Origin of the sequence: Kitasatospora sp. NPDC050463 (genome assembly GCF_040655255.1) — a bacterium.
Lineage (GTDB): Bacteria > Actinomycetota > Actinomycetes > Streptomycetales > Streptomycetaceae > Kitasatospora.
The window spans coordinates 1-14564 of sequence record NZ_JBFAJO010000123.1 but is presented as its reverse complement, the minus strand read 5'-3'; the positions used below and the strand labels follow the sequence as shown (position 1 = coordinate 14564).

Sequence of the window (14564 nt, the reverse complement as noted above, 5' to 3'; positions counted from 1 at the left end):
CGTCGGCGGCGCATCCACCGCCGACGGCGCGGCGGTCAACCAGTGGACCTGCCACGGCGGCACGAACCAGCAGTTCACGCTACGGCCGGTCACCGACGACGACTACCAGCTCGTCGCGGTGCACAGCGGCAAGTGCGTGGACGTCAGCGGAATCTCCACCGCCGCCGGAGCACTGGTCCACCAGTGGACCTGTGACTCCGCCAGTGCCCTGGCCACCAAGAAGAACCAGGTCTGGCGCCTGACCGGCAAGAGCTGAACCACCACAGGGTCGGGCCCGGGCCGGCAACCCGGCGCCCGACCCCGTCCAGAGCCTTTCGCCGGCCGGGGTAGCCGATCAGACCGATCGTGCTCTCCAAGAGGGCGTTGTCGTAGGCGTCGCCGACCGAGCCGATGGACGCCGCGATGCCATCAAGATCACTGGAAGAGTCCAGCCAACTGCCGCCCGCACCGAAGCGCATGAGCGCTCACATCTGCCCCGCCAACCACTTCGACAGGACGGGATTCTGATGACGCCCCAGTAACGGGACGGTTTCGGCGTGGTGCTTGACGACCTCTCATGCCCCATGGTTTCCTCCCTGCAGCACGCCGGATGTTCGACTTTCAAGTTGTGAGCGCTAACAATGCGCCGCAGATCCGGTGCGCCCCACCCCGCAGGGGTCACGCCTTGCCGCCGCCTCAGACGTGCCGTGCCCGGTCCGCACGCACCGAGAAGGACCGATCCCTGCCCAAGTCGCCCCTAGGAGGGTGCAGATGAACGCGCTCGGTACAGCTCCGCGAAGCTCGATACGGCGAGGATGGCGGCCTCGGATCGCCGCCCTGCTCTCGATGGTCTTCGTGGCCGGCTTCCTGGCCATGGTGAACCCGTCGTCCGCCTCGGCGGCTTCGGTCGACACCGGCAAGTGGTACGTGCTGGTCAACCGCAACAGCGGCAAGGCGCTGGACGACTACAACTTCGCCACCGCCAACGGTTCGCCCGTCGTCCAGTGGACCCGGACGAGCAACGAAGCCCAGCAGTGGCGCTTCCTGGACTCCGGCAGCGGCTACTACCGCCTGCAGAACCGTAACTCCGGCAAGGTCCTGGACAACTACAACTGGTCCTCGGCCGACGGCACCGACGTCGTCCAGTGGAGCGACCTCAACGCGACCAACCAGCAGTTCCGTCTCGCCGACTCCCCCGACGGCTACGTCCGCCTCCTGAACCGCCACAGCAGCAAGGCCCTCGAGGTCCAGAGCGCCTCCACCGCCGACGGTGGCAAGATCGTCCAGTACGCCGACTGGGGCGGCAGCAACCAGCAGTGGCAACTCGTCCCCGTCGCCGACGTCTCCACCGGCACATGCGCTCTTCCGACGACCTACCGCTGGACCTCGACCGGCCCGCTGGCGGAGCCGGCGAACGGGCAGCTCGCGCTGAAGGACTTCACCACCGTGAAGTACAACGGCAAGAACCTGGTCTACGCGACCACCTCCAACGGAACGTCGTGGGGCTCGACGGCGTTCAGCCCCTTCGCGAACTGGTCGGACATGGGAGCGGCCACCCAGACCGGGATGAACCAGCCCGCGGTGGCGCCCGAACTGTTCTACTTCGCGCCCAAGAACGTCTGGGTGATGGTGTCCCAGTGGAGTCAGTGGCCGCTCTACTACCGCACGTCCAGCGACCCCACCAACCCCAACGGCTGGTCCGCCGCACAGCCGCTGTTCACCGGCAGCCTCCCAGAGGGCCCCGGGGCCCGGAGGGACGCCCCGATCGACCCGACCATGATCGCCGACGACCAGAACATGTACCTGTTCTTCGCCGGTGACAATGGCAAGATCTACCGGGCGAGCATGCCGATCGGGAACTTCCCCGGCAGCTTCGGCTCGTCGTACACGACGGTCATGAGTGACACGGAGCAGCTTCTGTTCGAGGCGCCGGAGGTCTACAAGGTCAAGGGCCAGAACCAGTACCTCATGATCGTTGAGGCGCAGGGTACGAACCGCTACTTCCGCTCGTTCACCGCCCCCAGCCTGAACGGTCCGTGGACAGTCCAGGCCGGCAGCGAGAGCAGCCCCTTCGCGGGCCAGGCCAACAGCGGTTCCACCTGGGCCCAGGGCGTCAGCCACGGTGACCTGGTCCGCGACAATCCTGACCAGACCATGACCATCGATCCCTGCAACCTGCAGTTCCTCTACCAGGGCCTTCTCAAAAACGTCCCGGCGGGCACCGAATACCTGGACCTGCCGTACCGGCCGGGCCTGCTCACCCTGCAGCGCTGAGCAGCCTGCTCCACGGTGATCACGATGAGGAACCCCGGCCGCACATCGGCTGGGGTTCCTCATCCTCGGTCCCGGGCCCAGTGCGTTTGCCGTACTGGAGGCCGGGTGGTGCATCACGATCGCCGAAGGCGCGAGGTGGGGCGGTAGCGCTCGCCGCCTTCGAGTGCACCAGTTAGGAGTGCAGCAGCCTGGACGTTACCGGTGAAAGCCGCCATCACCTGCGCCGTTGTCAGTTCGATCACGCCCCCGAACCTGCTGGGCAGGCAACCGCAAGATCACCACCACCCGAGGCGCCGGCTTCGTCAAGAACGGCGACGCCTGGAACCTCCTCCACCGGTCTCCGATCAGCCCTCCGAGACGTGGAGGGAGACCGTCGCCAGCCGCCAGCGCCGCGGCCTGCCGAACGCCAACCAAGGCCGCTGCGGCTACTACCGCTGCGCCACCTGCCCGCCCAAGAGGCGCGGTGTTCAGCTGGAGACCTGCCCGATCTGCCGGGCCGGCGTTCCTCCGAGTCGACCACCTCGGGCCGCGGCTGCGGGACGCCTACGAGCGCGTCGCCGCCACCTGGCTCCCGTCCGCGCGCCCGTCACGTCGGCGGGGCAACAGATACGCCGTCATGTCATCTCGTCCTACGACTTCGCTCGCCTGGGTGAAGAATCGTCACTTGGGTCCGGTGCCCGATCGTGATGCATCAAGAATTGGGGCCGGCCCGGGGCGTGCGGACGTCCCCGAGCGGAGTTCGGGCCGGGGCAGTCCTGGCTCGAATGGCCCCAAAGGAGAGACCGACCATGCGAGATGAAGCCATTCAGCGTGCCGCGCTGGTGTTCAAGCTGTTCGACGCCAACGGGAACGGGGTGCTCGACACCGAGGACTTCGACCTGATGAGCGAGCGGGTGTTGGCCGTCGCCACCGACTCGGCGCAGCAGGACCGCCAGGCGTTGGCCGACAGCCTGCGCCGCTACTGGGACGTGCTGGTGGGGGTGCTGGACGCCAATGGTGACGGCGTGATCAGCCCGCGGGAGTTCGAGGCATCGGTGCTCGACCCCGAGCGCTTCGCGCCGACCGCCGCCGCGTTCGCCGACGCTCTCGCCGCCCTCGGCGATCCCGACGGTGATGGCCTGATCGAGCGGCCCCGCATCCTCGGCCTGATGACCGCCATCGGCTTTGACGCGTCGAACACCAACGCGCTGTTCGACGCGCTCGGCCCCGACGCCGGTGGCCGGATCGCGGTGACCGCCTGGGCCGACGGCATCCGCGACTACTACACCCCGGACAAGGCGGGGATCCCCGGCGACCACCTGGTCTCGCTGCCGGGCTGACACACCGTCCGCCCCGCCTGGTGCGGGGCGGCGCCCGCACCCCCTCCCCTCCCAGCAATCCGAGGCAGGCCCGCATGAACGCACCCCGCATCGCCCTGGCCGTCGGCCAGGGCACCGGCCCCGAACTCGCCTCCGTCTTCGAGGACGTGTTACACGGGATCACTCAACTGCACGGCGTGAAGGCCGAGGTGGTCCGCTCGCCCCGGCTCTACCACTCCTACCTCTCGCTGCGCGCCGAGGCCTGCGGCACCGAGCACGCCGCGCGCCTCACCGAACAGGACGCCGACCACTACGAGCGCTTCTGCCGGGAGCAGGCAGCGGACGGGGTGCGTGCGGTGTTCCGCACCGCGATCAACGCCCAGTCGCTCTACCTTGTCCGCCGACGGTTGACGGCCGTCAAGGTGGAGGCGCTGGACGCGGACGGAGCCCGGCTGCTGCTGGTCCGGGACCAGGCGCAGGGCTTCTACACCGGCGAGAACCGCCACACCCCGGGCCGGGTCGTGCGCACCATGGAGTTCAGCCGTGACGTCACCGAGCAGGTGACGAGGCACGCCGTGCGCTTGGCCCACGAGCAGTGGCCGGGCGAAGGCCCGGCCCAGGTGGTGATGGCCTACAAGTACCACCTCCTCGACGGGGCGCTGGACGACTGGACGGCCGGCCTGTCCGGCGACCTCGGTGTGGAGGTCACCCTGTTCCAGCCGGACACGGTCAACCGCAACCTGATCACGCACGGGGTGGAGGACCGCACCGTGCTGGTGGCCGGCAACGAGTGGGCGGACATCATGCACGTGGTGCTGCTCGACCGCTACGGCTCCCAGCGGCAGGAGAACCGGTGCACCGAGAACGTGCACCTTCACCGGGACCTGCACGGGCTGACGGAGTACCAGACCGTGCACGGCTCCGCCGACGACCTGGCCGGCCAGGGCCTGGTCAACCCGGTCGCCACCATCCGGGCCGCCGCCCGGATCGCCGAGCGGCACGCCGGCTGCCCGGGCGCGGCGGCCACCGTCGAATCGGCCCTGACCGCCGTACAGGCCCGCGGGGCTCGCACCCCCGATCTCGGCGGGAGCGCCTCCACCACGGAGATTGTCCAGGCCCTGCTGGCCGAACTCGACCGGACGTCCGGCGCGGTGCCCGCACCGGCCAAGTCGGAGGCCTTCCCAACTGCGGTTTCGCAGTGAGCACTTCCACTCCCGTGCCGCCCCCGCCCGCGCCATCGGCCACCGGAACGGGTGCCACTGCCCTGGTTCTGGTGGACCTGCAGAACGACTTCTGCGCCGGGCCGCTGGCAACCGCCCGCTTCCCCGGCGACCCGGCACTGCTGGCCGAGAGGGCCGCGCGGTGCGCCGAGGCGGCCGACACCGCCCGGGCCCTGGGCATCGAAGTGGTGTTCGTCCGCTTCCTCGGCGACCGCGCCCACCAGGGGGCCGCCTGGCGGCGCCGCGACGCCGAACTCGGCAAGCAGCCCAAGTGCCTGGAGGGCAGCCACGGCGCCGAGTTCCACGCGGTTCACCCCGAGCCCGGCGAGGCCGTTTTCACCAAGCGAGCCTACTTCGACGCCTTCCTGAACCCGTCGTTCGAGCCCTACCTGCGAGGCCAGGGCGTCGAACACCTGGTGATGGCAGGCATGTTCACCGACGTCTGCGTGGACTCCACTGCCCGTACCGCGTTCCAACGGGGCTTCCACCTCACGGTGCTGCGCGACTGCACCACAGCACTGCACCTGGCCGACGCCGACATCCTGCGCTTCATGTCCCGGGTCTACGGCGCCCGCATCACCACCGTTGACCGACTCGCCGCCACAGCAGTGCCGTTGACAACCGAAGCATCCTCCGGAGGACGCGGATGAGCACGCTCACCACCCCCGGCCCCGGGGTCGGCTCCGGCGTCGGCCGCACCGCGTTGCTCGTCGCCGCCGCCCGCGCCATCGAGACCCGCCGGCCCGACGCGCCGGCCCGCGACCCGTACGCCGAGCACTTCGTGCGGGCCGACCCTGGGTGCGCCAACTGGCCGTCGGATCCCGCGCAGGTCTCCCCGGACGATCCGCTCTGGGGCCGGCTGGCGGGCTACTTCGCGCTTCGGACCCTAGTGCTGGACGACCACCTGCTGGCCACAACGTCCTGTGGCGTACGCCAGGTGGTGCTGCTCGGCGCGGGACTGGACTCCCGGGCGCACCGCCTGCCGTGGCCGCCCGGCACCACGGTGTGGGAGCTGGACCGACCTGAGGTGCTCGCCTACAAGGAGCACGTCCTCAAGGGCCTCGGGCAGGAACCGAGCGCCGACCGCCGCACCGTCCCCGTCGACCTGCGCGAGGACTGGCCAGCCGCTCTGTGCGCCGCGGGGCTCGATCCGGCCGAGCCGGTTGCCTGGCTCGCCGAGGGTCTGCTGCTCTACCTGCCGCCCGCCGCCGAACGACACCTGATCGGCGCCCTCGACGGCCTCAGCGTCCCCGGCAGCACACTGGCCTACGAGGTCAAGCTCGGCCCGGAGAGCAGCGCGGTTCGGGCCCATCCGACCTACACCGCCGCTCGCGAACGGATCGGCGTTGACCTGATCACCCTGTTCGCCGCCGGGCCCCGCCCCGACACCGCAGCCGATCTCACCGCACGCGGCTGGCACACCGCTGTCCGCACTCCCTTCGACCACGCCCACCTCCACCCCCGCGGGCCCCGCCCCGAGCGCGACGACCCCCTGGCAGCCAACCGCTGGGTCTTCGCCACCAAGCGGCTGTCCCCCTGACCCTGGTACTCCCGCCGGCCGCGCGACCTCAGACACGCGTGGCGTCCGGCTTGTCCTCTCGCAGGCGAACTTCGCCGACACATCGGCCGCCGACAGGTTTGAGCGGTGGCCGGCCGACATCCGGCCACCGGCGCGCCAGGCCTCCCCTGCCACGGGCGCGCCGGACGCCGGACCAGACCTCCCCGCACAGGATGGCCACATCCGGCTGTTGCGGGCCCCCGAACGGCTCCTGCACGCCGAACTCACCGCCCATCCGGCGGGCCCGCAGGCCCCGCCCCCGACCTCGACACCTGGAACGGGCGGACCGGGACGACCGAGCGCTTCGCTCTGGCCCACGCGGCGCGCACCACCGCCGAGACGCTGCACGAGACGTGGCACACTCCGGCCCGGTGGCCCGCCCCGGCCCTCACCCTGCCCGCCCAGCTGTACCAGCTGCACTGCCCGGAACAGATCGACGCCCACAGCGGCTGGGATTCCGCCCACGGCCTGCTCACCGCCCGTCAGGTCCTCGCACTGCCCGAACAGGCCGACCAGGCGTGTCGCCGCCTGGCCCCCGCGCCCTGGCCGTCACCGAACTGCTCCAGGTCCCCGACGCGCTCCCGCACGCCACGCCCCACCACGAACCGCCCGCCGCGTGAGGACGCCGCCCGCGCGCACTATGCGCGGACGTCGCCCTGCAGGACGCCCCGAGCCCACCCACCCGGAGAAGACCATGCCAACCGTGCCCCCGTCGCGGGCCGTGTCCGGCAGCGAGAGCACACCGCAGATCCCCGAAGCCACCCTCGACGAACTGCTGCTGCCCCTACCGCCCGGAGTCGGTGACCGCCCGGCGCTGATCGACGGAGCCACCGGCGAGCGCTGGAGCCACCAGGAGGTCCGCGAACGCGCCCTGGCCCGTGCGCAGGACGCGCGGCACACCGGCGTGGAGCCCGGACAGCGGGTGCTGCTCGCCCTGCCCAACGGCCTCGACTTCGCGGCCGCGCTGCTCGGTCTACTGGCCGCGGGAGCGGTGGTCAGCCCGGTCGACCCCCGCACTCCGGCTCCGGAACTCGCCCGCCGGGCCGAGACGATCGGTGCCCGGACTCTGCTCGGCAGCCCCGAAGGCAAACTCACTCGCCTCTCCACAGGCCCCGGCGGGGCCAACTCCCACAACGCCGGGACACCGGCCGGGCTCGCCCTGCTGCCCTGGTCCTCCGGCACCACCGCCAGCCCCAAACCGGTCGCCGTCACCCACCGCAACGCGGTGGCCGGCCTGGTCCAACTGGCGGCCGCCCAGCCCCTGGCACCCGACGACGTGCTCCTCGGCGCACTGCCGTTCTGCCACCTGTTCGGGATGCAGTACGTCCTCAACCACGCACTGCTGTCCGGCGCGAGCGTGGTGCTGCTCCCGCGCTGGAACGCACGGGCGGCCCTGGACGCGGCAGCCGCACACGGCATCACCGTGCTCCACGCCGCGCCGCCGATGGTGCACGACCTCGCCGCCGAGGCCGAACACCCGCAAAACCGCCCGCGTCCCCGGCGGCCCGGCCGCCTCCAGCAGGTGCTCAGCGGCGGCGCCCCCCTGGACCCGGAGACGGCCACGCGCTGTGAGCGCGCCCTGGGCGTACCGGTGGACGGCGCGTACGGGCTCACCGAGGTCAACACCTGTCACTTCACCCGGCGCGGCGCCGCCCGCCGCCCCGGCTCGAGCGGGCACCCCGTCCCCGGCACCGAATACCGGCTGGTGACACCGGACGGCCCCGGCGACTGGCCGACCGGAACCGGCGAACTCCACCTGCGCGGCCCGCAGGTCGCCGCCGGTCACCTCGCCCCGGACGGCCGACTCGTCGCGGCCACCGACTCCGACGGCTGGCTGGCCACCGGCGACCTGGCCCGGGTCGACACCGACGGCTGCCTGTACGTACTCGACCGGCTCAAGGACGTCATCAAGTACAACGGGCACCAGATCTCCCCGGCCGAGGTCGAAGCGGTGCTGCGCACCCACCCGGCGGTCGCCGACGCGGCTCTCGTCCCGGTCCCGGACCGCAGGGCCGGACAACTCCCCCTGGCCTGCGTCGTGCCCGCGGCCGGCAGCCACCTCACCCCGGAACTCTGCGCCGAGATCAAGGCGGGTCGAGGCGACGAACCGGTCCTTGGGAATCCCCTGACTGCCGGGCGGGAGGAACGGCAGGTGCACCTCCCGCCAGATGCCGGTGTAGGCGGCGGTGATCCGCTCCGCCTCCGGGGAGCCCTCGGCGTGGCCGAGGGAGAGCGCCACCCGGCGGCCCATCTCCACGTGGTCGTCCTCGGTGAGGGTGCCGCTGCCGTCCACGTCGAGGTGGTCGAAACCCCGCTCGATCTTCGCTGTCAGAAGATCCCGCTCGGTCATCGCTGCTCCTCGTAAGCGTGCGAACGCAAGGACAGGGCGCCGGAACGCACCCTGCCGTAAGGGCCAACGACGGGCCGCCCGGAAGGAGACGCCTGCGGACCGGCCGAAGCCGCCCCCGTGACAGCCCACCCGCGCCAACCGCCGCGCTCGCCGGCGGCGCGTCGTGAGCGGGGTGGTGCCGAGCGGCAGCGAGAGGCCGGTGCCGGCCCGAAGCACGACCTGGTCTTCACCGACTATCCGCAGATGAGCGCACGCGGACGGCGACCCGCGCGCTCCCCGATGGACACCTCAGTCCGACTCGCCCGACCGGACCCGCCCGACCCCACCGGCCCCGACCTCAACGTGCCTTTCGTCCCGGGCGACCCGACGCCCTACAGACCGCCGTATTCGTTCTTGATGACGAAGAACGACCCGCGGATGGTCCCGGCGAGCTTCGACTTCTGCCGGGCGAACTTGAACCGCTGGGCGAGCTCCTCCGGGACCTCCATCCCGTCCGAGAGCTTGAACCCGACCGCGCGCTTCCCGTCGTCGTCGAGGGTGTACATCACGTTGACCGACAGGCCGTTCTCGTAGAAGACGTACGCCATCCTGATGTTCTCGACCTGGAAGGCGGTGGCTTCGAGGGGCCTGGACGCGATGACGATCTCGCGTTCCTCCCGGAGGATCCGGTGGACCCAGTCGACGACCTCGGCGGCCTCCTCCGCGGGCTCCACCGTGAAGGTGTGGTCGTACTTGCTCTTGAAATAGCGGGCCTCGTTCGCCCGCAGCCCGGCGAGCGCGTCCGCGACGGGCGACGACTCCAGACCGACGGTCGAGACGGTCACGAAATCCACGGCGTAGGTCATGGCGGATTCCCTCTCATGGGCGCGGACGGGTGACAGGGTCCTCGGCCGGACGCCGGTCGCGAAGGCCGAGACCGCGTCCCCGCCGAGGTCACGTTCCCGCCCAGGTCACGCCCCCGGAGCGGTGGGGAGCAGCTCGACGAGGCGGGGTCCCGTGCGGTGATCCTATGTGGCGTCGGCGATGGCGGCACGCCAGTGGGCGGGCACCGGCGGACGGGTCGCGCCGCCCGGGTGGCGGCCCGTCCGTCGTACCCGCGGTGCGGGCCGGGGCGGCGGCGCCGGGCACCCGCGCGAGCGGAGAGACCCGGGGCTCGCCGACCGGCCGTGGCCCGGCCCCGGTCGGTCGGCGCGTCCGGAACACCGGGCTCAGCGGGCCAGCAGACCCCGGATCGCCGCCGTGATCTCGTCGGGTGCCTCCTCGGCCATGAAGTGCCCCGCCCGGGTCAGCCGGTGGTCCAGGTCCGGCGCCCACGCCTTCCACACCGCGGCGGCGTCGTAGCCCAGCCGCGCGCCCCAGTCCTGCTGGACGACCGTCACGGGCATGGCCAGCTGCGACCCCGCGTCCAGGTCCGCCTGATCGTGCACGACGTCGATTCCCGCCGAGGCGCGGAAGTCCGCGACGACGGACGTCACCGCCGCCGCGCTCGCCCGCAGGTACTCGGCACGCACCTCCGCCGGCATGGCGGTCGCGTCACCGGCCCAGGTGTCGAGGAACGAGCCGAAGAATGCGTCCGCGCTGTTGGCGATCAACTCCTCCGGCAGACCCGGCGGCTGCGCCATCAGGAAGAGGTGGTACCCGACCGCCGCCGAGACGCCGTGCAGGACGTTCCACATGTCGAGGGTCGGCACGACGTCGAGGATGCCCAGGTGGGTGATGGTCTCGGGGTGGTCCAACCCCGCCCGGAAGGCGACCAGGGCGCCCCGGTCGTGGCCGACGAGGGCGAAGCGCTCGTGGCCGAGCGCCGCCGCCAGGGTCACCACGTCGGCGGCCATGGCGCGCTTGGCGTACACGTCGGGAGTGGTGGCCGCCGGCTTGTCACTGGCGCCGTAGCCGCGCAGGTCCGGACAGATCACCGTGTGCTCGTCCGCGAGCCGCTCGGCCACGTGGCGCCACATCAGATGGGTCTGGGGGAAGCCGTGCAGCAGCACGACCGGGCTGCTGCCGCCGCCGACGGCGGCAGCCAGTTCCACACCGTCCGCGCCGGGCAGGCGGACGTGATCGAAGCCGGGAATGGTGAGCGTCATGAAGAGCCGTCCTTTCGGGTCGGGGACCGACCGGACCAGCTTGGGCGACGGCGATCAGCAACCGATCAGTACGGCTGGGCGCGGCGGACCCCTGGCACGGAGGATGGGGGCATGCGAATCGACGTGCTCGGTGCCGTGCGGGCCCTCGACGACCAGGGCGGCACGGTCGACCTGGGCGGCCCCCGCCATCGTGAGGTACTCGCCCGGCTCGTCGCCGCCGAGGGGCGGATGGTCACCACCGACACCCTCGTCGAGGACCTCTGGCCCGATCCGCCGGCCCGCGCCGTGGGCGCTCTGCGCACGTTCGTCGCCGCGCTGCGCCGCGCCCTCGAACCCGAGCGGCCGCCCCGCGATCAGCCGCGCGTCATCGTCACCGAAGGTCCCGGCTACGCGCTGCGCCTGCCGCGCGAGGACCTGGACGTCCACCGGTTCCAGGACGCCCTCGCCCGCGCCCGGCACGACCCCGACGCGGTGACCGACCTCGGCGCGGCACTCGGGGACTGGCGCGGACCCGCCTACGCCGATGTGACCGGCTCCATCTGGGCGCAGCGCGAGCGGACCAGACTGGAGGAGTTGAGGCTGGAAGCGGTGGAACTGCGCGCCCGTATCCTCCTCGACTCCGGGCAAGGGGCCGGCCTCGCCGCCGGTCTCGCCGCCGAACTGGGTGCCCACGTCACGGAACATCCGTGGCGCGAACCGGCGTGGGGTCTGCTCGCCCGTGCGCTGTACAGCGCGGGCCGCCAGGCCGACGCGCTGGCCGCCCTGCGCCGGGCGCGCGCGATGCTCGTCGACCAGCTCGGCCTCGATCCCGGTGCCGACCTGCAGCGTCTGGAGACGGACATCCTCACCGGGTCCGTGGCCCTCGCGGGCGCGCGGACCGCGTGGAGCGGTCCTGGTACCCGGCTCGGCCCGCGCACCACCGTGGAGCTGGCCCGCACCCTCGCGCCGGCGGGTGGCGACGCCCTCGTCCACTCGCGGCGCGAGCGCCTGGCCGCGATCCGGGCGGCGGAACGCACGGGGGACCTCCTCCTGACCGCCCGGATCATCGGTGCCTACGACGTGCCCGCCCTCTGGAGCCGGGCCGACGACCCCGAGCAGTCCCGCGCCGTCGTCGCGGCTGCCGAGCGCACGCTCACCGCGCTCGGCCCCGACCGACCCGCGGAGGCCGCCCGCCTCCTGGCCACGGTCGCCGTCGAGAGCCGCAGCGCCGATCTGTCCGCAGCCGAGCTGAGGCGCGCGCGGCAGGCGGCGGAGCAGGCGGAGGCGCTGGCACGGCACCTGGCCGATCCCGCCCTACTGGCCTTCGCCCTCAACGGGGTGTTCCTGCAATCCTTCGCCCGCCCCGGACTCGCGGCGGTACGGGACGGGATCGGCGCCGAGATCCTCGACCTCGCCACCCGGCACGAGCTGGCGAACTTCGCCGTACTCGGCCGACTCGTCCGCCTCCAGTCCGCCTCGGCCCGCGGCGACCTCGACGCCGCGACCTCGCACGCCGAGGCCGCCGAGCGGCTCGCCGCCGGCACCGAGGCGCCCCTCGTACCCGTCCTCACCGGATGGTTCCGGGCCCGAGCCGCGGCCGCCCGCAGCACCGAACCCGGCGGACCGGGCGCCGCCACCGTCGCGGCGCACTACCGCGCCGCCGAGAACGCCCTCCGGACGGCCGGGATGCCGGGGCTGCACCGCGGCCTCCTCCCCCTCGCCCTCCTGGGGCTGCGCCTGCTGCACGATCGGCCCGCGCCCACGGATCCGCACCTCGACTGGGGCCCGCACCTGCCCTGGGCGCGCCCCCTCGTGCTGCTCGCCCAGGACCGGGTCGAGGAGGCCCGCACCGCCCTCGCCGCGCTGCCCGAACCGGCGCGCGACCACCTGCAGGAGGCCATGTGGTGCCTGACCGCCCTAGCCGCCGTACGCCTCGGCGAGCGCGGGATCGCCGCACGCGCCGCCGCCGCTCTGCGCGATGCCCACGGCGAACACGCCGGCGCCGCCAGCGGAATGCTGACCCTCGGCCCGGTGGCGCCGTACCTGGCGGCGGCGGACGCATGCGCCGCTGCGGGGTGAGCGACGGCACTCCGCGACCATTACCGCATTACCGCATCACCGCATCATCACCGCCGATGCTGACGCCGGGCAGGGTCGTGGCGCCGACGCGCGGACGGCCGCTCCCGGGATCCGGGAGCGGCCGTGCCGCGGCGGGGCGGCGGGGTCAGGCGGCCAGCTGCCTGTCGGCGGCGAAGGCGGTGGCGGCCCGGATGTGGCAGTAGTACCCGGCCGGGTCCTCCGAGTAGCGCCAGGGCAGCGCGTTCACATGGCCGTCGACCAGCGTGAACTGCGCCATCGCCTCGACCGGCCGGTCCGTGATGACGTAGCACCAGGCGAGCAGGTGCCGGATCTCGGCGGCGCGGGCGTCGCCGGCGGGCGCCGCGTCCACGGCCCGGCGGGCGTCGCCGATGGCGGCCTGCGCGTACGGGGTGGACCAGTAGGTCTCCTCGGCGCCGTCCGGCTCGTGCTCGTGGAGCGCGATCAACCGCATCCCGGCGAGCAGGCTGCCCTCCGGGGCCGCCGAGGCCGCGCGATCGGCGAACGCGTTGGCCTGCTGTGCGGAGCCGTGCCACTTGGCACACTGGTACTGGACCGCCGCGTAGTGGCCCGGGTAGTTGTGCGGATCGCGTGCGGTCAGACCGCTCCAGACCCGGTCGAACTCCCCCTGCGGGTAGTCGAGACCGAGGGCGATCCACAGCTCGGTGACCCACGGCACCGGGTCCTCGGGGGCGAGCCGCTGGGCCTCGGCACAGGCATCGTGGGCCTCGGCGAGCACGCGGTGGAAGCCCTCGGCCTGCTCCTGGCTGGTGTGCTCGGCGAACGCCGCGCCGCGCAGCTTCCAGGCGAGTTTCACCAGCCCGCAGGCGTGCACGACCGCGGCGTCCGGATCCCCGGGCCGCTCGGCGCGCCAGGCCTTCAGCCAGCCGTCCTCCTCGGCGGCGGCTTCCGCCAGCTCCTCGACGAGCCGCTCCCGCAGGTCCCAGTCCCGGCCGGCGGCGGCCAGGTGTTCGGCGCAGGCCCGCCAGTCACCGGCCGCGGCGAGGTCCCGGACGGCATCGAGTTCGGGCGCGGCGCAGGCACGCCCGGTGTTCTGACGGTCCTCGGGCAGCAGGCCGAACTCGGTCACCACCCGCTCGCGCCACACCTCGATCTCGACCTCGTCGCGGGCCGTCCTGCGTTTGACGATCCAGGTGGCGATCTTGAATGCGCAGATCACGGCGGCGGAGAAGGCGAGGGCGATGACGGCTTGCGTTGGCATGGGGGACCTTGGGTAAACGGAGGGAGCGGGCGCCGGGCACTTCAACCGGCGCGGGCCGGCCCCCGGTGGGGGGACGGCGACGCGCGCACGCGGCGTCCTCCACGGGAGTCGCCACGGAACGGCGCAGGTGAACGCGTGTACGGCAGGTGGAGATCGTAGCTGCCCGGAGCGGGTGTCCCTGCACGTGGGGCGTGGACTCCGCGGTTCGGTCCGGTGGGTCCGGTCCGGAATCCGGGCAGCAACGCGAACCCGCCGTTCCGACCGCGTTCGGCGCGGACCGGGACACCGGCCGCGGACAGCGCATCGCTGTCGCGCAGCGCGGTACGGGCTGACACCTCCGGCTCGCGGGCCGGCGTGGCCGCGGCCGGCCGACCGTGCCGCCGCAGCGGCAGCACCGGCGAGACATGGGGGTTGGAGAGCTTCACCGAGGTGCAGGTCGTGCATCGGGCGAAGGTCTGATGGTGTGGCGCCTCGGGCCTGGGGGGTGGGGTCCGGGGCGT

At 72.6% G+C, this 14564-nt stretch carries 11 protein-coding genes and 1 pseudogene; 8 read left to right on the top strand and 4 right to left on the bottom strand.

Annotation, left to right across the window (positions count from 1 at the left end):
• The 7 genes from AB0J08_RS38840 to AB0J08_RS38810 all read left to right on the top strand — a co-directional run.
• A partial coding sequence (locus tag AB0J08_RS38840; RefSeq protein WP_360643987.1) for an RICIN domain-containing protein occupies positions 1-256 on the top strand: 256 nt, incomplete at its 5' end.
• Between the two features lie 494 nt (positions 257-750).
• A complete protein-coding gene (locus AB0J08_RS38835) occupies positions 751-2253 on the top strand; it encodes a non-reducing end alpha-L-arabinofuranosidase family hydrolase (protein ID WP_360643984.1) in 1503 nt (500 codons plus the stop codon).
• 788 nt (positions 2254-3041) lie between these two features.
• Entirely contained in the window at positions 3042-3572 is a 531-nt protein-coding gene (locus AB0J08_RS38830; RefSeq protein WP_360643981.1) for a calcium-binding protein, read from the top strand.
• A gap of 74 nt (positions 3573-3646) precedes the next feature.
• Positions 3647-4753 carry an isocitrate/isopropylmalate family dehydrogenase gene (locus AB0J08_RS38825; protein WP_360643978.1) on the top strand — a complete coding sequence of 369 codons (1107 nt, stop codon included), beginning with the start codon at positions 3647-3649 and terminating at the stop codon, positions 4751-4753.
• A gap of 71 nt (positions 4754-4824) precedes the next feature.
• The gene (locus AB0J08_RS38820; protein WP_360643975.1) at positions 4825-5421 is read left to right on the top strand and encodes an isochorismatase family cysteine hydrolase; all 597 of its coding nucleotides are present in this window, start codon (positions 4825-4827) and stop codon (positions 5419-5421) included.
• Entirely contained in the window at positions 5418-6311 is an 894-nt protein-coding gene (locus tag AB0J08_RS38815) for a class I SAM-dependent methyltransferase (RefSeq protein ID WP_360643972.1), read from the top strand. Before AB0J08_RS38820 ends, AB0J08_RS38815 begins: the two co-directional genes overlap by 4 nt.
• 712 nt (positions 6312-7023) lie before the next feature.
• Positions 7024-8694, top strand: coding sequence for an AMP-binding protein (locus AB0J08_RS38810; protein WP_360643969.1), 1671 nt, complete (start codon positions 7024-7026; stop codon positions 8692-8694).
• A 356-nt stretch (positions 8695-9050) separates the two neighbouring features.
• Here the strand turns inward: AB0J08_RS38810 and AB0J08_RS38805 are convergent, their stop codons facing one another.
• Both AB0J08_RS38805 and AB0J08_RS38800 read right to left on the bottom strand, forming a co-directional pair.
• Positions 9051-9524, bottom strand: a complete 474-nt coding sequence (locus AB0J08_RS38805; RefSeq protein WP_360643966.1) for a phage tail protein — start codon at positions 9522-9524, stop codon at positions 9051-9053.
• Between the two features lie 363 nt (positions 9525-9887).
• Entirely contained in the window at positions 9888-10766 is an 879-nt protein-coding gene (locus AB0J08_RS38800) for an alpha/beta hydrolase (RefSeq protein WP_360643963.1), read from the bottom strand.
• 111 nt (positions 10767-10877) lie between these two features.
• On the opposite strand from AB0J08_RS38800, the gene AB0J08_RS38795 reads away from it, so the two are divergent.
• Positions 10878-12824, top strand: coding sequence for a BTAD domain-containing putative transcriptional regulator (locus AB0J08_RS38795; RefSeq protein ID WP_360643960.1), 1947 nt, complete (start codon positions 10878-10880; stop codon positions 12822-12824).
• Positions 12825-12969: 145 nt separating this feature from the next.
• Here AB0J08_RS38795 and AB0J08_RS38790 read toward each other — a convergent pair whose 3' ends face one another.
• Positions 12970-14064 (bottom strand): hypothetical protein, encoded by a 1095-nt coding sequence (locus AB0J08_RS38790; RefSeq protein ID WP_360643957.1) that lies wholly within the window; start codon positions 14062-14064, stop codon positions 12970-12972.
• Between the two features lie 203 nt (positions 14065-14267).
• A pseudogene (locus AB0J08_RS38785) lies at positions 14268-14489 on the bottom strand (HTH domain-containing protein); the annotation flags it as partial.
• Between the last annotated feature and the right edge of the window lie 75 nt (positions 14490-14564).